Genomic DNA, 24,901 nt, shown 5'->3' with positions numbered 1-24,901 from the left:
TACGAATAACTTGTGTAAATGATTGTTAAATTAACGATGAAAGGAATCTTTTCTGTGCTGGTGATGTACCGGAAAATACAGCCCTTAATATCCTGAAAGATAGCAAAAATTCATTAATCCATTCTGAATAGAAAGCACTGAAAAATTGCTATTTCAAAACGATATGATTGTGGACTATTATTTTATCGCAGATTACATAGGAGAGCATTGCTCCTTTAAAGAGATTTCAAAGAGGAATTAATAGCAATTAAGAAAGTATTTGAAACAATGGTCAATGCGGAATCTTTAAAATGTGCTAAAAGCAAATTCCTTACTAACATGGACCATGAACTACGCACGCTACTTAACTCGATCATCGGTTTCTCAGATTTGATGCTGGAAGGACTTTCCGGAGAACTCAATGAAAAACAGATTCGACATACAGGTAACATTTTAAACATCGGAAAACATCTACTGGCTAAATCAATGATATTCTCGATCTGTCGATGATCGAAGCAGATGAGGTGAAATTCCGGAGAGATGAGGCATCTATTACTTTATAGATTACTCTGAATATAATATTTCTAACTGATGAATTAAAACTTCAAATTTCCAGATTTCGACAACTATTTATCCCATAATCTCTCACTGAAATCATATTATCTTTAAGATAAGTAATAAGGAAGTGAAATCAAAATGCCAGCTGTTGTTGATAAAGATGTATGTACAGGTTGCGAACTATGTGTAAATTCCTGTCCGGTAGAAGCGATTGCAATGAGTGATAAAAATGTTGCAGTTGTTAATGCGGACGAATGTGTGGACTGTGGAGACTGTGTAGATATTTGCCCGGTGGAAGCAATTACATTGGAATGAATGCACAAAGCATTCTATTTTTTTATTTTTGTTTTTTTAAATATGAGATTTTTTATATAATCTGGGCTTTGCATAATCAAGAGTAACCTTTGAAAGGTTCACCCAATACATCAGCAACCACCCTAGTTATGAGCTTAGCCAGATATTGGAAAGATACGGAATTCATAAGCAAATAATAACCTGTCCTAAAAAGTAAAATTTGGAAATGCCCTCTTTCGAGGGCATGATACTAATCCAAAAAAGAATACTTACTTATCAAGTATCACAACATGCAGTGAATTTCCTTTCCAGATGCTGAGAGTATCGAATTCCCAGTTGCTGGCAAGTCCTCCAGTAGCATTGAAAGCTCGGCTACGTCCTTCAAGATAGAACCTGTAACCTCCTTCATCCACAGATGACGGCACAGTAACTGTCCAGTCCAATACCTTATTATTATCTCCCACAGACTGATGCCAGTAGCTGTCACTTCCCACAGAACCCGAACATCCGGTGAAACTGATAGTTATATCCCTCAGGTGAGTTGCTGCTACGTTGTAGCCGACCTTTAGCTCAATATCGACACCCGCAGTCCTTTTTATTATCGGACAATGAAGCGGAGCTTCATTCCAGGCTCCTCCAGCCTCCCTGTACTCAAGCTTCAGGAAATCGATCGGAGCTGGCCTACTGTTATCTATAACCACTTTCACCGGGTCAATAGCTGCAACGATCAGATTGTGTGCTGCATCATACAGTTCCAGTCTGACCTCATACTTACCATCAGGATAAAGGTGAGTACGCCAGTTTATCAGAGTATGGTATGGGAAATAATTATTCGGTGGCGTCAGTACTTCGTAGAACCCGTTGTTATCAGGTTTTACATAATGGGAAGTGCCTGAGCTGATATTATACACATGCCATGACTCGTTAAAGTGAGTATCAGAACCTCCCTCATATTTATAGAACACTTTATAATAGACGGCGGTCCCATAGTCCGGACAACCTACGATACGGATTGTTTTACATAGTGGTGTCTCAGCATCAGGACGTACGATATGTGGCAATGGGAAACCAACAAACTGCTTTGGTCTGTTAACCCTTTTCACATAGCCGTTGCCATCAAAATATATCGGATCGACAGCCATGTCATTGAAACCCACAATTCCGGCTTTAGTACATGGTTTGTAGGCTTCCCCACAAGGTACACAAATAGCATTTGGCCAAGCCTCTATCTGCACGTCCGTTGTAGACTCGCTCAAATTCCAGTTAACATCGAAGTAGCCTTCTTCATAGATCGTTTCAAGCACGCCATCCTCATCTATATCCTGCTCCACCTTGAAAACTATATCAGGCACATCAAGCAGAAGATTCCATTCAGGGACGATCTCCGGCCAGCAACGCAGCAATCTTACAGTAGGTCTTGAACTGCGTATCTGCATGATGGTATCTGAATTATCCTCTTTTTCCTTACCGAGCATCTCCATCATCAGTTCATCGTCGGGAAGTGCCGGAGGAGCAATTGAATGAGGGAATGCAGGCTGATCCAGCAGGGATGACCTATCCTTGCTCACCGGCTCAAAAAGAGTATCTTTCTTGAAAAGATTCTCACGAACAGCCTCAAATCTTGACTTTGTGAACAATTCTTTCATAGAGTCAGTGTTTATATGCAATTCCTTCTTGACCTCTGCTGAGATCATTTCGATGGCACCATCGTCTCTTGATTTTAGATCTCTATATTCTATTTCCTTGATAACAGGATCCGATGGTGGCCAGGGCTGTGGTCTTGGTTTAACCTTCATCTCAGGAAGCGGCTTTAGTTCCGGATAATATCGAATGTCCGGTTTAACACCCAGGTCTATTGCTTCAAGAACTGTTGGTCGCCTGAGTATATCCCATAGACAGCGGTAGCGAAGTCTCCATCTCAGGACAGCATCAATATCGAAATAGGGGATGTTGACACAGAAATAACCACATTCATCTGTCTTTGTTGTTCCAATTTCCTCTTTACGGTGAGGGAAGAACGGGAAGACCCAGCCCCATGGCATTCCTGGGTGCGGATACCACCAGAAAAAATTAAGGTCTACATCATAGACATGAACAGTCGCTCCGGGAACCGGACACTTTTCACCGGTAGCAGGATCAGTTTTAAAGACACGACCACAAACCTTATGCTTCAATTTCCAGAGCCCAAGCACTGAATCTACAGGTTTGATGGAGAGATCTTCTTTCTTGAGCACTCCCTCTCTTGAAAGAAGAACATCTTTTGTAATGTTTGCAGTGGATGCATTTTCAGAGTCTGCCAGCCTGCGTATTTGAGTCCCACTTTTCACTTCATCAGGAACAATGGATATCCTTACATTTTCCGGCATCTTTGCAGCTTCCACATCAAGTTCTATGTCCAGATCGTCTGTTTTCAGCTTTTTTTCGGCTAGTATTTTCACTTCATTTGCATCTTCTGAAAAAACAACAGCTTTTAAAGGGATGGATGAACTCTTAATGCCGTCCACTTTTGCTGATATTTTTACACTATTTGTTCTTGTAGCTCTTGGCATGACTTACACTCCCGTTTCTTATATTAGAAAACAGAGATTACACCTTCCAGATATCAAAAGCAGACCAGGCAAACTAAACCGATTCTCGTACTTCCCACAGCAATTACATTCCAAGATAATAGTCTCCCCGTCCCATCAATTGAACTCTCCAGCTTTTTAAAGATGTGGAAATACCCCTATTTCCTACAAACTGGTATACGTTACCTAAAGTAAAGTCAGCTACACTCATATTTAAAATATCCGTGTTGAAATAAAATAAACAGTCCGATCGTCACATCCATTTTATTTTTATGATGATAGACTCTTTTATATATCAAAAGGTCAAATTAAGGGCAATGACTTCTATTTCCTTTGCTAATGAACTAATGCGAAAGGGCATTCATTTCACTTCAATACTCATTATACTTGTCTATGCTTTTTTTGGAAAGCAGGCAAGCCAAACCCTGTTGATAGTTTATCTTGTATTCATTTTGAGTGTTGAGCACCTGAGACTTGATAGGAGCATCAAACTTCCTGTCCTGCATATTCTTTTACGCCAGAAAGAGAGAACAGGAATTGGCTCACATGTCTACTTTACTATTGGTGCACTGATTGCTGTTTCAGTATTCAGCAAGAATGTTGCTTTTGCAGCTATCCTCATGACCACTTTTGGCGACATGACTGCTGCACTGATCGGAAAAAGATTTGGAAAAATAAGAATATTTAGTAATGGGAAAAGTCTGGAAGGAACTATTGCAGAGTTTGTCGTAAACCTTTTTATAGCTGTTCTTCTGCTTGAGAACCCGGTCGTCTCTATTTTCATGGCATTTGTTGCAACCTTTGTAGAAACCACATTTGTGAAAATAGATGATAATCTGGCAATACCAATATTTTCCGGTGCCTTTGCAGAAATGGCACTCTTATTGTTTCCTTATTTATAATCTGCTACGATAGGATATGATAGAACAAAAAGGAAATATTGTAGAATACTATTACAATATTCCCAGGCTCTGAGACATCTTAAACGCAAATTTGCCAATTGAAATAGTGATACTTTTTCCAAGTCCTACTCCTTTTATATCAATATCGCCGCTATCATACGCATCCAGGAATACATCAAGAGGTTTTTGAGAGTTCATCAGGTCATTCATTGAGTTCTCATTTGTCGTCACTATAATTGATGGATCCACTTCAGAGTTCAGGCCAACAGCATTTTGGAGTATTATCCTTGCATCCAGGGATGAAAACCCCCCACTATCATCAACATCAAGGATATCGTCTTTCTCCATTTTCCCAACAGCCATCTGCAAAGTACACAGTGCGTCCAATGCAGTTAGATTATTATCGCCATTACAATCACCTTTATTAATAGCGATCTTAGTCCCTAACTTTGAAAAATCGATGATCTTTCCGTCCTTGGTAACTGCCTTCACTTCCAGTGTATTTCCATCATTCAGATTGATAACACCATATATCTCTTCATTCCCGAGCAGACTTTTTAAAGAATCAGGAACTTTATCCACGTTCTGATTATAAACGACAACCTTCTGATTCATCTCACTGAAAATTTCAGCATTTGCTGGAGTTACCAGAAAGAAAAAAAGCAGAAATGAAATAAGGATTATTTTATTCATTTCTATCCCTCTTTTCATTTTCGTCTCTTGATTACGAACAGCGCCATGAGGATTGCGCCTATTACAAGCACATCTGCACTCTCATAACCTGCACCCTCGGTCCCAGCAGTAACGCTAAAAGTTCCATCCCTAGTTGTTGTTATCACTTCAACCCTCTCTATATCGTGCACTGAAGTATCCTCAAGTACCAGAGGACTTGATGAGCCGGTGTCACCAATCACTTCAAAGGAGACAATTGCAACTTGACCATTACCACTAATCCCGGACGCGTCTGCCAGAGCTATGATAACCTCTCCATCACCAGCCGTATTGGATTCAATGTACGCGTTTTTTCCGAGGGCACCAGCATCGACACCTATGGCCTGCAATATCCCGGCATCGTAGCTCATAAGAATGTCCATACTTCCAACATCTGTTGCACCTTCCATGTTGATCGGAACCTCTACGGTGGCTCCACTTCCCCCAGTTGCATCGCTCACACTGAGAGTCAAAGTACTTGCCGAAGCAAGTGATATAAGAAATGCCAAACTAATCAGCATCAAACCCTTTCTCATTATTCCATCTCCTTATTTCTATTACTCCTCTCCTACTACATTTTTCAAAATAGTTCTGGCATCAAAAGATGTCACAGTTCCGTCTCCATTTACATCCATGACCGGGTCTTTTGGTATCTTTTCCACAGCCATCTGAAGTGCGTAGAGTGCATCAAGGGATGTATACACCCCATCTCCATCACCATCTCCCATGCCTGCCTCTATGCTTATCACACTAAATAGACCATCATGGATTTGTATCTCCACAGCTTCATAATCATCTGCCCTGTTAGCTGTGATAGCTACAATCTCAAGATCCGAGGATGTCCCCTCAGCTCCGATAACATTGAAATCAATATAGGCGATAGAACCATCTCCGCTAAATCCGTTTTTATCAGCAAGACTGATCTTTATCGTTTCGTCCATAATGTTATAATCAAAAAGGGAATCTGTGGTCAGTCCTCCTTTGATAACTTCAGTTGCTTCAAGAGCAGATGAATCATAAGCTAATGTAATGTCCATGTTCCCGATATTTTCTTCAATATCATTCAATGTCAAGGGGATCTGTACACTGCTTCCGCTTGGTTTGCTGCGGGATTCGAAAGTCAAGCCTATGCTTTCCACAGCTTTCTCCATAGTCAGAAGAGTGGTTGTGAGTAATGTAGGTTCAAGCATTTTATCCACTTTTCCGTCATCATCTTCGTCAATTCTCATCAAATACTCATTGTTGACAGAACCTAGGTTGAGAGTAGCCTTGGTATCCTTTATGATGGAGACTTCCTGAAAGTCTATTTCGGTTATACTGCCTGAATTGCATACGTTGTGGTCTAGGATGTGTAGGCTAAAGCTGCCTTCATCCAAAGCCTTTATCGTGAGTTGGTAGTCATCATTGACGTTCCTTATTAGAATACCCTGATGATATTCCTCAATCTCTGGTTGGTAATAGGCATTGGGTATCTCCATCTCGACAATACCCTGGGTGGTCATGCCAACATGTCTACCCTCGCCGTCATAGAGATGAAGATTCACAGGACTTCTGACAGTGGTGAGTATATCTCTGGGCGACCGAGGATACTGTGCGTCTACATTGTTGTATATTTCCATTGGGAGGAGGAGCCACTTCTTGTAGTTTAGAGTCGGACCGACTTTAGCATATCTGTAGGCCCCCATGCCAAGACAGCCGCAGTCCCATCGCTCCTTCCCCCCCACCATAGTTCCCATCTTTCCGGGCCAGTAGCCCAGCTTGCCTTGCTCCGTCAGCTCCACCTTTTTTAATACAAACTGGCAGATTTTGTCCACTTGTTCGGGTGTTGGTGCGGGTTTAGTTGTTTTCCAATCGAAGTACGGCCACCGTTTTATTGTATCATATCCACCCATGGTGTTGTAAGATTCTCTTTTCATGCCATCTACAGTAGTGAATACAGCCCCACTCAGTCGCATCTCTACAACGGCTCCAATGATTAGATCTCCCGGCTTTATCTTTTCCCCCAACTTCAGCTTAATTGGTTGGTAGATTCCAGTTTTTGGATCTTTTCTGTATATCTTGAGAGGGGCTGCAGCGGAATCACGGACAGTATAGTTCTTTCCTGCTGGCACCTCGTAGTCGCCGATATAGATTCCCACATGGCCGTATTTGTGATATGGCATACCAGGCACGTATGTTGAAGTCTTACTTACTGTTCCTTCTGAGAAGAGCAGATAGCCTTTCTCGAGCTTATTATACTGGTTGGCAATCCGCTCTCTCTCTACTTCAATGGGCGTTTTCTCCACAACCGCCTTCTCTTCCTTTATGCATTTGTCTCCCCATACACTCAGGTTCCAACCTTCCGGACATTCGCATTCATTTCCTTTGGGTACCGCCCCAGGGACACATTCACATTTTCCTGTATCAATTCCCCATTCGAATTCAAGCAGGTTGCCAGTACAATAACATTCACATTCATCCGGCTTACTTTCCTTGGGGTCATAGTGGGCACGAGAATCCATCTTCTGGCACCAATCTTCGCACTTTACGCATTCATCATCCTTTTTTCCATAGCCTTGCTCGCATACGCACTGGCACTCAGGCCACTCGCTTTTTCCGTCCCAAATAAAGTGTTCATTCACTTTACTACACCACTCCTGGCAATCATTCCCATCTATAACTGCTTTAGCATTTTTTTCCAGTGCACAAAAAACGGATTTTACAATATCTTCACTACCCTGAGACTTGACACGAATATTTATCACGGATCTGCGGTAACGAATATTTCCTACAATTTCATGAAATCCAGCATCATCAGGATTTAATCCCGGCCTCCCACACAACATGACAAATCTGTCATCTGTACTTTCTAGGGTCTTACTCCAACCACCCATCCAGTCCGGTGTAATACTACGACACTCATCTTTTTCCCCGCGAGTAAAAATTTCCTTCACTTTTTCTTCGTTAAGTTCAAACTGATGCAACCCACAACTAGCCTTCCCACCAGTTTTTTGATCATCGTAATAGCAGTATAGTCTATGTACTTTTACATCATGTACTTCTACATTATCTCCTTTGCCAAATTTCATTTCACCGAAGGTCCATATAGCATAACAGTTATCATTAGCAGTAAATCCGTGTGGTAGTCTTGTTTGGCAATCACTTTCATTAAACACTGTATCCTTATTGGGCAAAAGAGTCCCAGCGTTTCCAATCCCCACCACAAAACTAATCGCAAATAAAGTCAGGATAAAGAGTATACTGGCACGAACACCTATTTTCACCAAATATTCTTTATCCATCTTTTATCCCCCAATATATTTTGATTTTTAATAACAAATCAGTATCATAATTCCTCCAATCCGGCAGCAATCCTGAGAATCATCCTCGCATCCATGGATGAGACCTGTCCATCACTATTCATGTCCATAATCAGGTCTTCGGGAATCTTTCCCACTGCCATCTGAAGCGCAGCGAGAGCATCCACGGAAGTATAGATGCCATCACCGTCAAAATCACCAAGGCTTTGTTCCCTGCTCACTACGCTGAATACACCATCCTGAGTCGGAATATTGATAATTGATAGATCATCTGCCCTGTTCGCGGACAGTTTTGTAATCACAAGAGGAGAAGACGAGCCTTCAGCACCAATAACATCAAACCTGACGTAAGCGATAGAGCCATCGCCACTGAATCCTACCTTGTCAGCCAGACTTATCTTTATCGTCCCGTCCACAATATTGTAATCGAACAGGGAATTTGTGGTTGAGCCTCCTTTGATGACCTCAGTAGCCTCAAGAACAGAGGAATCATAACCCAGAGTTATATCCATGTTACCGATATTTTCATCGATCCCGTTCAATGTCAATGGGATCTGTACACTGCTTTCGCTTGATTTGTCACGGGATTCAAAGATCAAACCAGAGAAGCCAATAGTGGATGGTGGTGTAATTTCTTCCGCACTTGGAACCGTTTCTCCTCCATAGAGGGAGTTGATCTCACTCTGGGAAAGGGCATAATTGTAAATCCTGAGGTCATCCATTGATCCCTTAAAGTATTCTGTAGACCCCGGGGGGTCAATTCCTATGACAAGTTTAGATCCTGATCTCTGGATAGAAGCTGTTGATTTCATTGTGTCCTTGAGCTCTCCGTTAATATAGAATTTGAGATCACTTTCTTCCCTTGTTACTGTAAGGAAATACCACTCGTTAAAATTCGTTTCTGTATTTGACGAAATAATCTGACCGGCAACTCGAACACCGGGGTATTTTCCGCTGGTGTGAAGCAGTGCATAGGGACTATTAATAGCAGATGTGGAATGCGTGTCTCCTTTTGAGAAAACAACAGCCCATCCACCGATTCCCGCATCTATTTTGTTGAGCCACACCGAGAAAGTGAAATCATCCGTAAGGTCAAGAGAATCGCTATCACTCACTTCGATATAACTCGCACCATCAAAACTCGCCGCAGCAGTTCCTACCACACCGGCAGTGAAATCCATGCTTCCCTTCGGATTCCCATGGTTCTGATATATCGAGGAATCTTCATAGTTTCTATCAAAAGGATAATGAGCCACAAGTCCTGAACCGGAAGGTGGTGTTGATGTAATTTCTCCCGCAGTTGGAGTCGTTTCTCCTTCAAAGAGGGAATTGATCTCATTCTGGGTGAGAGCATAATTGTATATTTTCACTTCATCTATGCTACCATCAAAATTCACACCAAAAGACGGGTTGGAACCAATATGAGTATAATCCCAGCCAGAACTAAGACTACCTGATTCCTCATATCTGATGCCATCTACATATAGCTCCACAATATCTGCATCCTGGTCGTAAACTGCTGCCAGGAATGTCCATTTGTTGGTTGTGACAGCCTGATAGCCCAGAACGCCACCAGAACCACTAAAGGCTGACCAGCCAAGTCCTCCACCACGTGCATCGATAGCTATTGTACGATCAAAACCGCCATTATCATGGGAAATAACCGTTCCTCTCGAATCACTATCAGACTTAACCCAGAGTGCCATGGTCACCTGTGGCATTGCATCCTGATTTATATTAACCGGTACGTAGACATAGTCATTCGTACCATCAAAATCCAGTGCCTCCCCGCTTTTTCCTGTGACAAAGATGGCACCATTGTTTGTTCCATCGTTTTCATTCCCTGAATGGTCTTTGGTATCTCCATTGAAGGGATAATAGGCTACAAGTCCTGATCCTGAAGTTGGTGCTGCAGTTGCTGATGCTCCCGCAAGACCGAAGAACATAATGATTGCATCATCTTCAGCGGCTACGTACGTTGAAGATATGAACAGTAGCCCAATAACAACGATGATAAATAATTTATTGTAGTACCACTCCATTTCTATACCTCTTCATATTTTATCAGTCCTGGAACCCGATTTTGAAAGTCAAACTAATACTAGTACCCCTGACATGCGTTCAGATATTTGAGATATAAATGATTTTTCTCTTTAATTTCCAGCCAAATTTTGTGTTGTGGGAGGTAAAGGTTAGATATTTTTATACTACAAAACTTGTTATATAGAAAACTAAACCAAAGCAACCCCAGCTTTGGGATATATCCAACACAATAGTTTGGGCACAACGACCACTTAATTTCGATATTTCCAACTACCTATGAATAAACGTGTCTTTATTATATAAATTTATCGAAATCTTTATTGGCTTATTTATATTTATATTTATATTTATATTTATATATTCACCCAACTTTGAAAGTCAAATGGAATAAAAATGTCAACCCTAGAATATTAAACATTATGGTTTTTAGTAAAAAGTTACTCCTTTTTTAGCGTCTTAGATATTCTAATTTTAAACGAAGTATACAATTCACACATCAAAAAGCCTGAACTTGCCCTTATAATATCTACTCCATCTTTTCCCTCAACTCAAGTATAGCAGGCGTCGGAGTAACCTTCTTCGGACAAACAGCCACGCAATTATAAACAACATCACATCCCCAAACACCTTCTTTAGAATCTGTCATGCCAAGAAGCCGGTCTACATCTTCTTTGTTGCTGCGTGGGTCCAGATAAAAACGCCATGCTTTTGCCAGCGCAGCAGGTCCAAGATATTTCTCATCCCTTGCTGCAACAGGGCAGGCACCATGACAAGTAGCACAAAGTATACAGTTGGTATACTTCTCGATCTGCATTTGCACAGCAGGATATATGATGTTCTCTTTACCTGCATTCTCAGGTGTATTGATCCATGGTTTAATAGAATCGACCAGCCTGTAAAAGTGATCCATATCTACTATGAGATCTCTGATGACTTCTAAATTCGGAAGTGGTTCAACAAGAATTTCGTTCTTATCATCATCTCTACTGCTGTGTTTTAGAATTATCTGGTTCTTTTCAGACCCCTGAACAACTTCAGTTTTAGCATCATACAACTGCGTCCTGCACGCAAGCCCTGGTTTTCTATTAATTAGCATGGCACAACTACCACATACCGCCCCCCTGCATGAATAACGGAAGCAAAGACTCCCGTCCTGTTTCTCCTGAATCTGGAACAATGCTTCCAACACTGTCATCCCGGGTTTTTCCTCAACATCAAAAGTATCATACCATATGGTGCTCTTATCCTGCCTTTTGATTACCAGTTTCACCATTAATATTCCCTCTTTTGCGGAGTGAAGTTACCAATGTTCACTTCTTTGTATTCAAGACGTGGTTCCCCGTCTTTGTAAGCAAGAGTATGTCTCAGCCAATACTCATCATCCCTTTCAAGATGATCCATACGGTAATGTGCCCCCCGGCTTTCTTCCCTTTCAAGTGCACCGAGAGTTATGACATGACCCAGTTCAAGCATGCCTTTTAATTCGATGGCATTCATCAGTTCGAAATTAAAGACTGTGACTTTGCTTTTAACTTTCAGTTTTGTTGCCCTTTTTTTGAGTTTTCTGATTTCATTCAGGGCATCTTTCAGACCCTTCCGACTCCTGAATATGCCAACATTTTCCTGCATGATCTGCTGTAGCTCATCCCTTATAGAAGCAAAGTTTTCCCCATCTGTTCCAAACATCTCCTGAATCCTTTCTTCCTCCTGCTGGAAAGCTTCAACCAGTTTATCTTCATTAGATACTGGAACAGATTTTGCATAATCTGTTGCATCAATTCCTGCCCTCCTCCCAAAAACAACAGTGTCCAGAAGTGAATTTCCCCCAAGCCTGTTGGCGCCATGAACACTGATACAGGCACATTCACCAACAGCATAAAGACCCTGCATTGGCGTTCTTCCATCCTTGTTCGAACTCACACCACCCATAGAATAATGTTGTCCAGGCTGCACAGGTATGGGCTCTTTCACGGGATCGATACCTGCAAAATCAATTGATATTTGCCTTATACCCGGAAGTCTTTCATTTATAAGATCTTTTCCAAGGTGCGTCAGGTCAAGATGCACATATCCATCAGGAAATCCTCTTCCTTCATCTATCTCTTTCTGTATGGACCTGGCAACTATATCCCTTGGTGCAAGCTCCATTGCTCCTTCCGCATACCTGCTCATGAAACGCTCGTGGTCTTTATTGAAAAGGTAGCCACCTTCCCCACGTGCACCCTCTGTTATCAGTATATTATTTCCCCATAGAGTAGTTGGATGGAACTGCACAAATTCCATATCTTGTAACGGAACTCCGGCATCGTAAGCCAGGCTTATGCCAAATCCCCTGTTAATTATGGCATTGGTAGACCGCTGGTATATCCTTCCGTATCCGCCAGTGGCAAGAATAGTAGCTTTTGCCCGGAAAGTTTCGATCTTTGAATCTGCCATGTTCAATGCAACAAAGCCGGCACATCTGCCTTCATCAACAATGAGCTTTGTCACGATCCATTCGCTGTATATTTTAATATTACTTCTGAGAACCTGCTCATATAATGTGTGCAACAAATTATGCCCGGTTCTGTCACCCGCATAGCATGTCCTTGGGAATCCTGCGCCTCCAAAAGGACGCTGAGCTATCCTGCCACTATCCTGTCGTGAGAAATTGCACCCCCAATTTTCCATTTCAATAACTCTTTCAGGTGCTTCCTTACAAAGCACTTCAACTGTGTCCTGATCTGCAAGATAATCACTACCCTTCACAGTGTCAAAAGCATGTGACTCCCAACGATCATCAGTTCCGAGTGATGCATTGATACCACCCTGTGCAGCGCCGGAGTGACTGCGAATGGGATGCACTTTTGAGATTATAGCAACATCTGCTCCCAGCTGATGAGCCTCGATCGCTGCCCGAAGTCCTGCAAGTCCTCCTCCAATTACTATTATATCATGATCTATCATCTGTCAGCCCCGTTAGTTTCACTGGATCCAGCAAGTCCTCACTTTCTTTGTCCGTAAGCAGTTCCATTTCAGTGACCACTTCCTTTATTGACCGGTTTTCCCGGTGTGCTCTGTAAGCTACCTCAGCGGCCTTATCATAACCAATTATAGGAGCAAGGGATGTCGCCAGTGCAAGGCTGGAACCTGCAAGTTCCGCACACCTTTCAATATTAGCACTCAAGCCTTTCAGGCATTTTCTGTTGAATGAATCAATCGCACCTGTCAGTAATTTTATCGACATGAGGAGATTGTGAGCAAGTAGTGGTGTAAATACATTAAGTTCAAGCTGACCTGCCTGTGCAGCCATCATAATAGCAGTATCGTTTCCAATCACCTGGAAACTTGCCATATTAAGCATTTCTGCCATTACCGGATTTACCTTAGATGGCATTATCGATGAGCCGGGCTGCACTGCAGGAAGGTTTAATTCACCCAGCCCAGCCCTGGGACCACTGGAAAGCAAGCGCAAGTCGTTTGATATTTTAGTAAGACTTACTGCAAGCCCCCTAAGTGCAGCAGAGCAGGCAAGGATAGCACCGGCACCCTGGGTAGCTTCAAAGGAATTGTCAGCAATCCTGAAATCAATTCCTGTTATGTCCTTCATTTCCCGTATCGAAATATCTGAAAATCCAGAAGGAGCATTTAGTCCGGTCCCTATAGCAGTTCCACCCATGTTTAGTTCCAGCAATTCCTCCATAGATTCCAGTAACCTTTTCCTGTCGAGTTCTATCATCCTTGAGTATCCACTGAATTCCTGACCCAATGTGATAGGAACCGCATCCTGAAGATGTGTTCGTCCTGATTTGACCACTGGCATAAACTCAGCCGATTTTTCTTGAAGAGTCCTTAGCAGTTCATCAATAACCGGAAGAAGTTCTTTTTTCAGGGTTTCCATTGCTGAGATGTGTATTGCCGTATGTGATGTATCATTGGATGACTGTGACATGTTTACATGGTCATTGGGATGAATAACATCGTATCTTCCTTTCCGAAAACCCATAATCTCAAGAGCACGGTTTGCTATGACCTCATTTGCGTTCATGTTTTGTGATGTCCCCGCTCCTGACTGGAAAGCGTCTACTACAAACTGGTCTGCCATCATTCCATTTCGTATATCATATGCAGCTTCAACGATTGCGTTACCTATAAAAGAGTCAAGTTTTCCAAGCTGCATATTTGCCCTTGCAGATGCTATCTTGATAGCTGCCTGGGCTTTTATAAAAGATGGAGGCAGTCTTTCCCCGCTCACTTTGAAATTATCCACAGCCCTTGCTGTCTGAGGCCCATAATAAACATCTTCCGGGACTTCCACTTCCCCAAGTGTGTCTTTCTCCAACCGAACCACATAATCACCCACGATTTATAAACTAAGTAAGAATACTTGGAATTAACGCCCTATGAAAAGACAAGCGTTTTGTTTTATAAAGTTATTCCGGCAAATTCAGAAGTCTGTACCTATATTGCTTTTTATACAATTATCAGAATCCTTTAATAATCATGAGGTCAATCTACCCATATATGACTGACAATAAAACAGATGAGCAGGTATCGACAGAAGCAAAGAACAGGAAGGATCCTGACGCTCCTCTGCTTCAGAATACTTTTACTAGTTCTGTCACTGGTGAAGCTACCATCACACCAGGGTTTGATATCAAGTACGCACCTCACAAATCCCAGGGTTTGCAAAGTGCATCTGATATGTGGATCGACAAGAGTAAGGTTTTTGATGTTCTTTCAAAGGAAAAAATAGATATGGACAGTATTAAAAAACTGTCACGCCAGTGATCTTCAAATCCTTTTCTAATTATTAGCAACTATGCTTATTTCCTGCTAACTTTTGTTCAAAGCAGGAAACTAATTCATATTTTGTTTTCGTATTCACCCATTTCTTCGAATCGAATAAATCAAATTGATTTGTTTTAAACACAACTTTGTTTTTTGACAAGTTTTTTATATAGCGCAATTGTACATTATTGTATACTCAAATTGGACTTATTTGATCAGAGGTTAAAACATGGCACCATGGGAATATGACATAAGATCTGTTCACTACGGAGAATGGGACAAGACGAAAGAGGATTTGAACAAGCTCGGCATAGATGGTTGGGAATTGATACGCTTCTCAGAGGACATGGATGAAACTGGGATGATAAAGGCATTCTTCAAGAGACCACTTGACTGTCTTGAGGTCTGATTTATCATCGCCTCCTTTTTTTCTTTCATAAATTTTACTTGTTTTATCTATTGCTCTTTTTTAAATAATTGGAAATATTCATTCTTATAGACAATGAATAGACTTGAACAATCAGTTTTGTTTCCTTATCTACTATCAAGTCAGAAGAAAGTCCTTCTCATATCATTAATTGCGCCAATCCATATACCTAAAAAAAGCAAAAGGCAATTATTGAGATCTTATTTTGTCTGTATATACATCCTATATACAATAACTTTAAATATTATTAAGACGGTAAAGGGATTCTGTATTCTGCTAAATGTTTGGATTGAAAAACGTAGTTTTTCGATCAGACAAATTTAGAAAAAAAATACAGGTAGAAAGATACAATGACTCAAATTGTCAATAACTTAAACAGCATACATGTCCCTGAGGCTTACGGCATGAAGAGAATCCAGTTCTACTTCTGGGTAGGAATGATATCAGCAATATTTCTTAGATTGATAATCATTGCAGATTATTATAATGGGATTCTGGCAAAAGCTCTTTTCTACCTAGGTGTCCTTGGATACCTGTTGTTCTTCGCACACAGATATCATATTGCAACACGCCGGGTGAGTGTTCTTAAGGACATGGAACTACTGGAAAAGATAGAGAACAAGACACCTTTGAGCGATGATGACTACCGTGGATTGCAATACATTATGTGGAGTTTGTCCGTATCAAAGGAACGCATGAATTATTTGGTGATATTTGCTTTCTCAATAATTGTAATCATATTGTCACTGGCACTTGATCTGGGAATTGTTTGATAATGATTGCAAAGCAAGAGAATTTAACAACTAAAACAGTACCAAAAAGAAAGAAATTAAATTCAAGCTATTACTGCACATTCTTGTCAAGTATGTCAAGATTACCTTAATTACTCAAATGAGGCTTTCGGCTCTGTAGAGAGCCGATCTCATATTTTATTTTAGCATAATAATTAAAAAAAGATTAATCCTCTGAGCATTACTTGCTAAGAAAATACAAGCAGGAAGCATGATATTCTCATAATATAAAGTTGGTTGGTATGGTACTATAATGAGATTGTGGTGGTATTATCACGCTTCCTTTTTGTCATTTAAAATATTAGTAGACATACTATATAAAATATGCCAGCTGTTATTGAAAAAATATACGCAAGCATATAATAGTAACAGTATACTATAGGGTTTAGCATAAATATAATAAAAGAGAATAGATATAATAAGCGGGTGTAAATATATTTATCATATAATTTATGCCGCATTCTCTATTTAGCTAAGTACTCTATTTGATACAAAATTTATCAATTAGGTACTACCAATATCAAGGACGATGAAAAATGAACTGCTCAACATGCAATTATAGAAAACATATTCCCCTTTATTCTAAATGTGCAGGAGTTTCAGGAAAAACTAAAGTTGGAACCGCATATTATTGTGGCCATCCTAAAATGAAAAATCCTGTGCCAGTTATTTCCTTAAATGATAGTATACTTGAAGACTGTCCTATTAATAAAAGTGTTATAAGTGTTTCACACAGAATACAAAATGCAGAAGTTAGCCGGTCATAATGTTGTTACGTGTTCTAAGTAATAATTGATTACTTTTATTTATAATTATACTTAATTACTAATTTATCTGTACCTGCACGTAATATTTTTCATTCAAATTTATAAATTACTTATTTTAAAGTAAAAACAGCTTCAAAAGACAGACTATAAGTATAAATCGCTAGCATGCAATCAAATGATATTCAAATGGAGTATCATACGATGCAAAAAATTGTTAGTCTATTCATTTTAACCTGTGTGTTGGCAAGTTTTACAACCGGTTGTCTTTCAGATGAGAAAAATACAAATGTTACAGATGAAATAATCCTAATTGACAAACAAACAGAAAATATAGAAATTCAAACAAATGTGCAGGAAAATATTGAACAGTCTGTAAATGAAGAGAAAGAGACTCCTCTGGCTTCTACTACCGATATATCCGATAATGGAGAAAATAATCGCGGTAACCAGGCTCCTGCACCTGAACCAAAAATGAACCTGACAGAAAAATTGCGAATTGGATCATTCAATATTCAGGTATTCGGTGTCTCAAAAGCCGATAAACCCGAGGTAATGGAAGTCCTGGCAGACATCACAAGGACATACGATATAATAGCCATCCAGGAAATCCGCGACAAGTCACAAACTGCCCTTCCTGAGCTGGTAGATCTAGTCAACTCTGATGGTTCAAACTATGAATACGTTGTCAGTGAAAGACTCGGCAGAACAAGCTCAAAGGAACAATATGCCTACGTTTTCAACACTGACACGATATTAATTACAAGCGAAGCATTGTCCTACCCTGAACCAGAAGGAACAGATCCGTTCCACAGGCAACCTTACATTGCCTCTTTCAGGGCGGTCAATGGAAATTATGATGCAGTTCTCATAGTCATCCACACAGATCCTGATGAGGCCACAGAAGAGATCAATGCACTTGATGATGTTCTGGAATACTCACAAAGCATTTATCCAGATGAACAGGATTTCATAATCATGGGAGATCTCAACGCAGACGGTTCATATTTCGATGAAGATTCTACCTCAGATCTGGATGAATACTACTGGCTGATCGATGACAGTGAGGATACAACAACCAAATCCACAGATTACACCTATGATAGAATAATCCTAACAGACGACAGTGACTTTACAGGAGAGTTCGGGGTCTTCAGATATGATCTGGAATACAATTTAACATATGATGAAACTGTGGCAGTATCTGATCATTACCCAGTCTATGCAGAGTTCATTGCAGTTAATGACAGGGATTAACTCCCTTCTTTTAATTTTTATTTATCGTCATCAACTGCTTGAGAACAATTGAAATTGAAAATTGTTGAAGAAAAAAAGAACATGCACCCGGAGTGCATGCTATTTTACTGAAGAATTATTTAAAGAGCTGGGAACCAGCCATCTTTGCCTGTTCCATGAGTTCGGTGTTTTCCTTTACCTCACCGGGTGCATGGTGACCTATATCCACAAAAGTTCCTTGGACATCCATTCCGAACATTTGCAGTACTCGGGAGAATTCCTCATATACAGATGTAAAAGCTTCAGCATCAGGAGCACCCTGTGCACCTACTATCACAGCTTTTTTACCGGCATCCAGACGTGAGCTGAAATCAGGGTTAATAAGAGCAAAACAGCGATCAATGAACTGTCTCATCTGACCTGTGAACTGGAAGAAGTATATTGGTGATCCAAATACAAACCCGTCTGCATTCTTTAAAGCTTCATAGGCTTTTGTCATGTCATCATTAAGCTTGCATTCATCCACAGCTCTGCAATAATTACACCCCTGGCATCCTTTTATATCCATATCATTAATATAGAACTTCTCGACATCAGCACCTGCTTCTACTGCTCCATCAAGAACCTGCTGGACAAGCATATCGGTGTTTCCATTCTTTCTTGGACTTCCAACAAAACCTACTACCTTCATTTGAATCATTTCCTTTTACCTATAAGTGATTACTTTTTTGAAAAGTATTCGAATGCTAAATGAGCTTATGCTATATTTAAATTCCACACACACTTTTTTTTACGACAAAACCTAGAAAATATAGTCGTTTCAGGCACAAAACGCACCCGGAGATAACACCAAGAGTCGAGTATTGCTTACTTATTTTGAGAAAAGGAGTATTTCTGTAATGGAAGCAGTGCGCCAATGCAGAATTGAATATAGCGATCAGAAATGAAATTTGTAACTATTCAGCCTGGCACGATTTGCCTATTGGTACTGATTTCATCGAAATAGAGATGTCTGCTCACTAACAATCTAACAATCAAAAAAGCAATCAATAGCAACAATCAAAATAAATGATCCTAATGAAATTTACGTTTCAACTTTTTGTCAAGATTGTTATTGATAGCGTTTTTATCAGGCTGAATAGTTACTGAAATTTTAAGTAAATATATCAGATGTGTCATATATACACCATAAATTATTAAAACTATCAGATATAATATGGAACTGTTATAGTAAGCATTTGTTCTGAGGTGTGTTTTCTTTCTTCGAATCCTCCTAACTTTCGTACCTCGTCAGTTATTTCGCACACCTCAGAATTAAATTAAATTTATGATTAATCAAATCACATAAATTTATATTGTGGCACACCATATTCCTGCAGGGTGCCTATAATTATGAAACTGAAGTTACTTTTCGTTTATTCCCTCATAATAATATCAACTTTTCTTATAGCAGGTTGCGTCGATGAACAAGTCAAGAATAAAGACGATACGGCAGCGATTCCTGTCATTGTAGATGAAATAGAATTTGCCGAAATTATGGCAGAGGCAAATACAGTATATATTGAAGCACTTGTATCAACAAGCCAGAAAAATGTTTCAGCATCACAGTCCTCTATTGATGAACTTGTAGGCAAGCTCACATATGTATCTGATACATATAGAGAAGCACCACCTGAGATGTATACCAATGATAAAAATTGGGCAAGTGAAATAAAAAGAGCAGTTCTAATAGCGGAATATTCACAGGAAATGCTTGAAGAAGGCGACATTGAAACTGCGCATAGTACTCTTGAAATTATGAGGGACCTTTTCTTCGGCCTGCATGAAAGGAACGATGTTATACATATGGGAGATCTTCTTACTGTATTCCATGCATCGATGGAAGAAGCAATTGATGCTGCAAATGCCAACGATACAGAAATGGTTGCAGCCTATATTCCTACTCTGAAAGAGGAGTGGCAGGCTGTCAAAGATGCTGAAAAACCGGAAAGTGCAGATGATGGATACAAACCTGCTCTTGCTCAGGTTGATAGCGCTATTGGAGTACTAAATTATTCAGTAGCATCAGGTAATTTAACAGATATCAAAACAGAGTCAGAAAATCTCAGGTTGGCATTTGCCAAAGTGTTTGTGAAATATGGTGTTGTAATATCCTGAACACGAAAATAAAAAGAGCGGAAGTGAGGCTGCACTTTTAATTGGTTTAATAAGAGTTACGTCAATCTAAATATTCATGCAAACATAAAATCAATTTACAATCATTGCCCTGAAGGCATCATGTCATCTGAAGGAGCAACACCGTTCTCTTTCCTGTAAGCTTTTCTTTTACACTCATCCATTTTAGGACCTTTGCAATACAAGGCAATGAATCCTTTGCATGCTGCTTGCTTTTCTGACTGGTACTTATTAAAGAATCCACATTTTGAAAGTAGTTCACATTCTACCATAATTAATACTCCATTTAGTGATATGATAATTAATATATTAGATGAGTATTCTATTAATTTTTGGAGTAACAGTGTTAATTGATACTGTTTTTAAAGAAAACAATACAAAGAAAAAAATTATGTATTAACTCTAATTTATATTAATAACAATAAGAAATTTAATTAGGAAATAGTATGTTTAAGTAAGTTTTAATAAAAAAGTAATTGTAGTCATCCCAGCAAATCAAGACCCTGCTTAATAAAAAAGAAAGCAAAAACAAGATAAACCACACCAAGCGCACGGATAGTGTAAAGATAATAGTTGCTTTTCAGGAAATGTCCGGATTTTCCTACAACAAGTGCAAGCAAAATCTTTGAGCCCACAAGAAGAGCATAAAATCCGAAAACAAATAGAACGGTAGCCCATATGTCAACATCAAGTGCCTTGAAAAGAATGGGACCACCAATTGTGATCCAGAACAGATAAGGATGCGGGCTCAGAAAATTGACTAAAATTCCCTTCTTCAATGAATTTCTCTTTTGACTTGCAATGTCAAAATCATTGCTTTCAGATTTAAATGAAGATATCCCAAGATATATCAGGTAAACTGCACCTGACAAACTAATGATAGCAATTACAAAATCCTGGTTTCCAAAATGCGACAGGATCAGTAGAATAGATGAGACTATCAAAATATCTGTTATCAATGGAGATAACGCAACTTTTATCCCCTCTCTTGACCCATGTTGTATACTTTCGGAAATTACCATCGCCAGTAATGGTCCTGGAGAAATACCTGCAGCAAAACCAAGAATTATTCCAGATAACAGGAACTCATTGATAAAAAGCATATTTTAATGGCATATCAGTCAAACAGTTTTAAAGGTTTTGTTTCAAGGACTGATAAGTATTAATAAGCATATATCAAATTATATAAATAGGCAGTACATACAATATACATGAAGTCTAACAGAATTTCCATTAATACACAATTTGAAAGCGATACTCTAAAAGAAATATAAAATTACAGAACAACAGTATTCAGCATTAATAAAGGAATTTGATGAAATGAATATCTCGGATAAGAGTAAAGATCTGATAAAGATTGAAGAATCACTCAAAAGAAGACTGGACTATGAGATGGCAACAGTCAAATGCATGCGTCTTTTACTTGAACCGGATAGCATTGAAAATATCTTACCCCAAATACTTGAAGAAATTCATCAAACTGTTAAAAATAGCAGGTCATATATTTTTAAAAATGAAGATGATCCTGAATTGGGTCTTTGTATGTCACAGACCAATGAGATCGTATCTGAAGGTATCGAACCACAAATAGATAACCCTGATATTCAACACTTACCGTACAGTGAAGGAGCACCGACACTACTACCTATATTTGAAGCAAGGAATCACTTTGCACATAGAGTAGAAGAACTCGATGATCCCGAAAAAACAATTCTTGCTGAGCAAGGTATTCTTTCAGTACTGATAATTCCAATTTTTACAGGTATGGAATTCTGGGGTTTCATTGGATTTGATGATTGTGTAGAAGCTCGTAAATGGCACAAAGACGACATTAACCTCCTAACCGTAATTGCTGATGGCATCGGAGAATCTATTTTTCATAAAAGAGCAGAAAATGAACTAAGAGAAAGCGAAGAGAGATTCAAAGCGCTCCACAACGCATCTTTTGGTGGTATTTTCATTCATGAGGATAATATCATAATTGATTGCAATTTAGGCCTTTCCGAAATGACCGGCTACACACTTGACGAACTAATCGGAATGGATGGACTACTACTTATGGCCGAGAGTTACAGAGGTCAAGTGATAAGCAATATCAATGCAGGTTATGAGGAAGCATATGAAGCAATGGGACGTCGGAAAGACGGTACAGAGTATCCCCTCAGGTTAGAAGCAAAGAACATCCCATACAAAAGAAAAATGGTCAGGGTTGTTGAGTTCAGAGATATAAGCAAACAGAAGCATGCAGAAGAAGCTCTAATACAAAGTGATGCAAAACAGAGCGCAATGATTGCAAACATTTCAGATGTTATAGCTATCATCGATAAGAAGGGAATAAACAGATACAAAAGTCCTAATATCGAAAAATGGTTCGGATGGCAACCAGAAGAGATTGTTGGAATGCCCGCATTAGAAAATATCCATCCTGATGACCGGATCCATACGCAAGAAATAGTTGCTACGATTGTAGACAGGCCAGGTGCTTCAGTAAATGCAGACTTCAGGTATCGTTGTAAGGATGGTAGTTACAAATGGATAGAATTCACAGCCACTAACCTCCTGAAAGATCCAGCCATCATGGGGATTTTATTGAACTACCATGATATCACTGAGCGTAAACAAGCTGAAGATGCCTTGCGCAAAAGTGAAGCGAAGCAGAGTGCAATGATCGCAAACAGTACTGATATAATAGCTATCATTGACAATGACGGAATAAACAGATACAAGAGTCCAAACGTAGAGAAGTGGTTCGGATGGAGAACGAAGGAACTCGTCGGTGCTTCTGTATGGGATAACATTCATCCTGACGAACTGGAGGACGCAAAAAATCTTTTTTCCATGCTCCTTCGCATGCCAGAAGCAGAGAAAACTGCAGAAACCAGATATCTCTGTAAAAACGGCAATTACAAATGGATAGAATTCACAGCTATTAACCTCTTGCACGAACCTGCTATCAATGGAATTATGTTAAATTATCACGACATCACTGAGCGGAAGCTAGCTGAAGATTCTCTGAGAAAAAGTGAAGCTAAATTCAGAAACTACATCGAGAATGCACCATATGGAATTTTTATAGCAAATGAAGACTGGAACTATCTGGAAGTTAACAAGACTGCCTCTGTAATTACAGGATATTCTGAAGGTGAATTGCTGGAAATGACTGGTTATGACCTTATAAGCCCGGAATTCCAGTCCAGGGCACATAAAAGTAACTATGAAGTGAAGGACAGTGGCTTTACAACCGTTGAATTACTTGCCATTCACAAAGACAAAGGTGTTTACTGGATGAGGATAGATGCACTCAAACTTTCAGAAACACGCTATATTGTGTTTGCAAGTGACATTACTGAAAAGAAAAGAGCAGAACACTCTTTGCTCCAGGCTAAAATGCTGGCAGAAGAAAATGACCGTATCAAATCAGAGTTCCTTGCAAATATGAGTCATGAACTGCGTACCCCTCTTACAACCATAATAGGGTTTTCAGATATACTGTGTTCTAATATGTTCGGCAAGCTGAATGAAAAACAGGCCAGACATGTGGCTCATATAAGTAAAAGTGGAAAACACCTTTTAGAAGTTATAAATGATGTTCTTGACTTGTCCAAAATAGAAGCTGGCAAGATGGAACTTGATTGTGAGCACTTCACGGTTTCTGAAACACTTACTGAGATCCGAGCCTCTATGTATCCATTGGCAAATAAGAAAAATATTGACTTAATATTACGGGATGAAATTAACGGTATTGAGATATTTGCTGATAGATTGAAGTTTAAACAAATAATGTTCAACCTACTCAGTAATGCTATTAAATTTACTTCAGATGCAGGAGAAGTCACCGTAATTGGCACCAGAACAGATAATGGTATCCAAATATCTGTTTCAGACACTGGTATTGGAATTCCAGAACACATGAAGGATGATATATTCAATCCTTTTATGCAAATCGATGCATCAAATAAAAGAAAATACGGCGGCACTGGATTGGGACTGGCCCTTGTAAAACGCTTCGTTGAAATGCACAACGGAAAGATATGGCTTGAAACAAAAGAAGAAAAAGGAAGTACTTTTTCATTTACCATAGAAAATCAGGGTTTCTGAATTAATAAGGAAACTAATTCTATTTTTTACTTTAAATAGAATCATATGGAAGTTTTCCATAAATCCCAAAAGCATCATCATCTGCTTCTTTTATCTGATCAAGGACGCATGCAGCATCCTAGAGAATGAGATTGACGGCAGCACAAATATCTGCTTAAGGCATTCCATTGTAATTTCGTCCTTAATTTTCACAAAATTAAACATGGATGCCATCCTGTGATTTCCATGTTCATCCTTTATGGATAATTTACTATAGTTTCATTAAAGAGGATTCACATTGCTGCTTT

21 protein-coding genes are annotated in these 24,901 nt (G+C 39.6%); 10 read left to right on the top strand and 11 right to left on the bottom strand.

Translation table 11 applies throughout. From position 1 onward, the window contains the following. The first annotated feature begins 267 nt into the window (after positions 1-267). Both V7O67_RS08515 and V7O67_RS08510 read left to right on the top strand, forming a co-directional pair. The gene (locus tag V7O67_RS08515) at positions 268-489 is read left to right on the top strand and encodes a histidine kinase dimerization/phospho-acceptor domain-containing protein (RefSeq protein WP_342305271.1); all 222 of its coding nucleotides are present in this window, start codon (positions 268-270) and stop codon (positions 487-489) included. 186 nt (positions 490-675) lie between these two features. Beyond that, entirely contained in the window at positions 676-852 is a 177-nt protein-coding gene (locus V7O67_RS08510) for a 4Fe-4S binding protein (RefSeq protein ID WP_342305272.1), read from the top strand. Between the two features lie 248 nt (positions 853-1,100). On the opposite strand, the gene V7O67_RS08505 is transcribed toward V7O67_RS08510, so the two are convergent. Further along, on the bottom strand, positions 1,101-3,380 hold the full coding sequence (locus V7O67_RS08505; RefSeq protein WP_342305273.1) for a hypothetical protein: 2,280 nt from the start codon (positions 3,378-3,380) through the stop codon (positions 1,101-1,103). Between the two features lie 335 nt (positions 3,381-3,715). Here V7O67_RS08505 and V7O67_RS08500 point away from each other — a divergent pair, with 335 nt between their 5' ends. Next, on the top strand, positions 3,716-4,300 hold the full coding sequence (locus V7O67_RS08500; RefSeq protein ID WP_342305274.1) for a diacylglycerol/polyprenol kinase family protein: 585 nt from the start codon (positions 3,716-3,718) through the stop codon (positions 4,298-4,300). A 51-nt stretch (positions 4,301-4,351) separates the two neighbouring features. Here V7O67_RS08500 and V7O67_RS08495 read toward each other — a convergent pair whose 3' ends face one another. From V7O67_RS08495 to V7O67_RS08465, 7 genes are all read right to left on the bottom strand, one after another. Further along, positions 4,352-4,993, bottom strand: a complete 642-nt coding sequence (locus V7O67_RS08495; RefSeq protein WP_342305276.1) for a hypothetical protein — start codon at positions 4,991-4,993, stop codon at positions 4,352-4,354. A gap of 14 nt (positions 4,994-5,007) precedes the next feature. Continuing rightward, positions 5,008-5,547 carry a cohesin domain-containing protein gene (locus V7O67_RS08490; RefSeq protein WP_342305277.1) on the bottom strand — a complete coding sequence of 180 codons (540 nt, stop codon included), beginning with the start codon at positions 5,545-5,547 and terminating at the stop codon, positions 5,008-5,010. A gap of 21 nt (positions 5,548-5,568) precedes the next feature. Continuing rightward, on the bottom strand, positions 5,569-8,292 hold the full coding sequence (locus tag V7O67_RS08485) for a cohesin domain-containing protein (RefSeq protein WP_406669861.1): 2,724 nt from the start codon (positions 8,290-8,292) through the stop codon (positions 5,569-5,571). Between the two features lie 44 nt (positions 8,293-8,336). Further along, entirely contained in the window at positions 8,337-10,352 is a 2,016-nt protein-coding gene (locus tag V7O67_RS08480) for a LamG-like jellyroll fold domain-containing protein (RefSeq protein WP_342305279.1), read from the bottom strand. A gap of 527 nt (positions 10,353-10,879) precedes the next feature. After that, positions 10,880-11,626, bottom strand: coding sequence for a succinate dehydrogenase/fumarate reductase iron-sulfur subunit (locus V7O67_RS08475; protein ID WP_342305280.1), 747 nt, complete (start codon positions 11,624-11,626; stop codon positions 10,880-10,882). After that, positions 11,626-13,299 (bottom strand): FAD-dependent oxidoreductase, encoded by a 1,674-nt coding sequence (locus V7O67_RS08470; RefSeq protein ID WP_342305281.1) that lies wholly within the window; start codon positions 13,297-13,299, stop codon positions 11,626-11,628. Before V7O67_RS08470 ends, V7O67_RS08475 begins: the two co-directional genes overlap by 1 nt. Beyond that, a complete protein-coding gene (locus V7O67_RS08465) occupies positions 13,286-14,683 on the bottom strand; it encodes a class II fumarate hydratase (protein WP_406669860.1) in 1,398 nt (465 codons plus the stop codon). The genes V7O67_RS08470 and V7O67_RS08465 overlap by 14 nt, the downstream gene beginning before the upstream one ends. Positions 14,684-14,856: 173 nt before the next feature. Here V7O67_RS08465 and V7O67_RS08460 point away from each other — a divergent pair, with 173 nt between their 5' ends. From V7O67_RS08460 to V7O67_RS08440, 5 genes are all read left to right on the top strand, one after another. Further along, positions 14,857-15,123, top strand: coding sequence for a hypothetical protein (locus V7O67_RS08460; RefSeq protein WP_342305283.1), 267 nt, complete (start codon positions 14,857-14,859; stop codon positions 15,121-15,123). Between the two features lie 229 nt (positions 15,124-15,352). After that, complete coding sequence (locus tag V7O67_RS08455) at positions 15,353-15,532, top strand: hypothetical protein (RefSeq protein WP_342305285.1); 180 nt, start codon at positions 15,353-15,355, stop codon at positions 15,530-15,532. 422 nt (positions 15,533-15,954) lie between these two features. Next, a complete protein-coding gene (locus V7O67_RS08450; RefSeq protein WP_406669859.1) occupies positions 15,955-16,323 on the top strand; it encodes a hypothetical protein in 369 nt (122 codons plus the stop codon). Between the two features lie 554 nt (positions 16,324-16,877). Then, positions 16,878-17,108, top strand: coding sequence for a hypothetical protein (locus V7O67_RS08445; RefSeq protein WP_342305287.1), 231 nt, complete (start codon positions 16,878-16,880; stop codon positions 17,106-17,108). A gap of 240 nt (positions 17,109-17,348) precedes the next feature. Then, on the top strand, positions 17,349-18,362 hold the full coding sequence (locus tag V7O67_RS08440) for an exonuclease/endonuclease/phosphatase family protein (protein WP_406669858.1): 1,014 nt from the start codon (positions 17,349-17,351) through the stop codon (positions 18,360-18,362). A gap of 115 nt (positions 18,363-18,477) precedes the next feature. Here V7O67_RS08440 and V7O67_RS08435 read toward each other — a convergent pair whose 3' ends face one another. Continuing rightward, on the bottom strand, positions 18,478-19,032 hold the full coding sequence (locus V7O67_RS08435; protein ID WP_406669857.1) for a flavodoxin family protein: 555 nt from the start codon (positions 19,030-19,032) through the stop codon (positions 18,478-18,480). Between the two features lie 701 nt (positions 19,033-19,733). Between V7O67_RS08435 and V7O67_RS08430 the strand changes: the two genes are divergently transcribed. Then, positions 19,734-20,498 carry a hypothetical protein gene (locus tag V7O67_RS08430; protein WP_342305291.1) on the top strand — a complete coding sequence of 255 codons (765 nt, stop codon included), beginning with the start codon at positions 19,734-19,736 and terminating at the stop codon, positions 20,496-20,498. A 101-nt stretch (positions 20,499-20,599) separates the two neighbouring features. Here the strand turns inward: V7O67_RS08430 and V7O67_RS08425 are convergent, their stop codons facing one another. Together V7O67_RS08425 and V7O67_RS08420 are read right to left on the bottom strand one after the other, a co-directional pair. Further along, complete coding sequence (locus V7O67_RS08425) at positions 20,600-20,788, bottom strand: hypothetical protein (protein WP_342305292.1); 189 nt, start codon at positions 20,786-20,788, stop codon at positions 20,600-20,602. Between the two features lie 210 nt (positions 20,789-20,998). Then, positions 20,999-21,619, bottom strand: coding sequence for a LysE family translocator (locus tag V7O67_RS08420; RefSeq protein WP_342305293.1), 621 nt, complete (start codon positions 21,617-21,619; stop codon positions 20,999-21,001). 217 nt (positions 21,620-21,836) lie between these two features. Here V7O67_RS08420 and V7O67_RS08415 point away from each other — a divergent pair, with 217 nt between their 5' ends. Continuing rightward, positions 21,837-24,614, top strand: coding sequence for a PAS domain S-box protein (locus tag V7O67_RS08415; protein ID WP_342305295.1), 2,778 nt, complete (start codon positions 21,837-21,839; stop codon positions 24,612-24,614). The last annotated feature ends 287 nt before the right edge of the window (positions 24,615-24,901 follow it).

Source organism: Methanolobus sp. ZRKC4 (genome assembly GCF_045291305.1).
Lineage (GTDB): Archaea > Halobacteriota > Methanosarcinia > Methanosarcinales > Methanosarcinaceae > Methanolobus.
This window is presented reverse-complemented; position numbering and strand designations above follow the sequence as displayed.

Bases quoted from the DNA above. Each gene is read 5' to 3' on its own strand.
- V7O67_RS08515 (WP_342305271.1), top strand. From the start codon at position 268: ATGGTCAATGCGGAATCTTTAAAATGTGCTAAAAGCAAATTCCTTACT.
- V7O67_RS08510 (WP_342305272.1), top strand. From the start codon at position 676: ATGCCAGCTGTTGTTGATAAAGATGTATGTACAGGTTGCGAACTATGT.
- V7O67_RS08505 (WP_342305273.1), bottom strand. From the start codon at position 3,380: ATGCCAAGAGCTACAAGAACAAATAGTGTAAAAATATCAGCAAAAGTG.
- V7O67_RS08500 (WP_342305274.1), top strand. From the start codon at position 3,716: ATGACTTCTATTTCCTTTGCTAATGAACTAATGCGAAAGGGCATTCAT.
- V7O67_RS08495 (WP_342305276.1), bottom strand. From the start codon at position 4,993: ATGAATAAAATAATCCTTATTTCATTTCTGCTTTTTTTCTTTCTGGTA.
- V7O67_RS08490 (WP_342305277.1), bottom strand. From the start codon at position 5,547: ATGAGAAAGGGTTTGATGCTGATTAGTTTGGCATTTCTTATATCACTT.
- V7O67_RS08485 (WP_406669861.1), bottom strand. From the start codon at position 8,292: ATGGATAAAGAATATTTGGTGAAAATAGGTGTTCGTGCCAGTATACTC.
- V7O67_RS08480 (WP_342305279.1), bottom strand. From the start codon at position 10,352: ATGGAGTGGTACTACAATAAATTATTTATCATCGTTGTTATTGGGCTA.
- V7O67_RS08475 (WP_342305280.1), bottom strand. From the start codon at position 11,626: ATGGTGAAACTGGTAATCAAAAGGCAGGATAAGAGCACCATATGGTAT.
- V7O67_RS08470 (WP_342305281.1), bottom strand. From the start codon at position 13,299: ATGATAGATCATGATATAATAGTAATTGGAGGAGGACTTGCAGGACTT.
- V7O67_RS08460 (WP_342305283.1), top strand. From the start codon at position 14,857: ATGACTGACAATAAAACAGATGAGCAGGTATCGACAGAAGCAAAGAAC.
- V7O67_RS08455 (WP_342305285.1), top strand. From the start codon at position 15,353: ATGGCACCATGGGAATATGACATAAGATCTGTTCACTACGGAGAATGG.
- V7O67_RS08450 (WP_406669859.1), top strand. From the start codon at position 15,955: ATGAAGAGAATCCAGTTCTACTTCTGGGTAGGAATGATATCAGCAATA.
- V7O67_RS08445 (WP_342305287.1), top strand. From the start codon at position 16,878: ATGAACTGCTCAACATGCAATTATAGAAAACATATTCCCCTTTATTCT.
- V7O67_RS08435 (WP_406669857.1), bottom strand. From the start codon at position 19,032: ATGAAGGTAGTAGGTTTTGTTGGAAGTCCAAGAAAGAATGGAAACACC.
- V7O67_RS08430 (WP_342305291.1), top strand. From the start codon at position 19,734: ATGAAACTGAAGTTACTTTTCGTTTATTCCCTCATAATAATATCAACT.
- V7O67_RS08425 (WP_342305292.1), bottom strand. From the start codon at position 20,788: ATGGTAGAATGTGAACTACTTTCAAAATGTGGATTCTTTAATAAGTAC.
- V7O67_RS08420 (WP_342305293.1), bottom strand. From the start codon at position 21,619: ATGCTTTTTATCAATGAGTTCCTGTTATCTGGAATAATTCTTGGTTTT.
- V7O67_RS08415 (WP_342305295.1), top strand. From the start codon at position 21,837: ATGAATATCTCGGATAAGAGTAAAGATCTGATAAAGATTGAAGAATCA.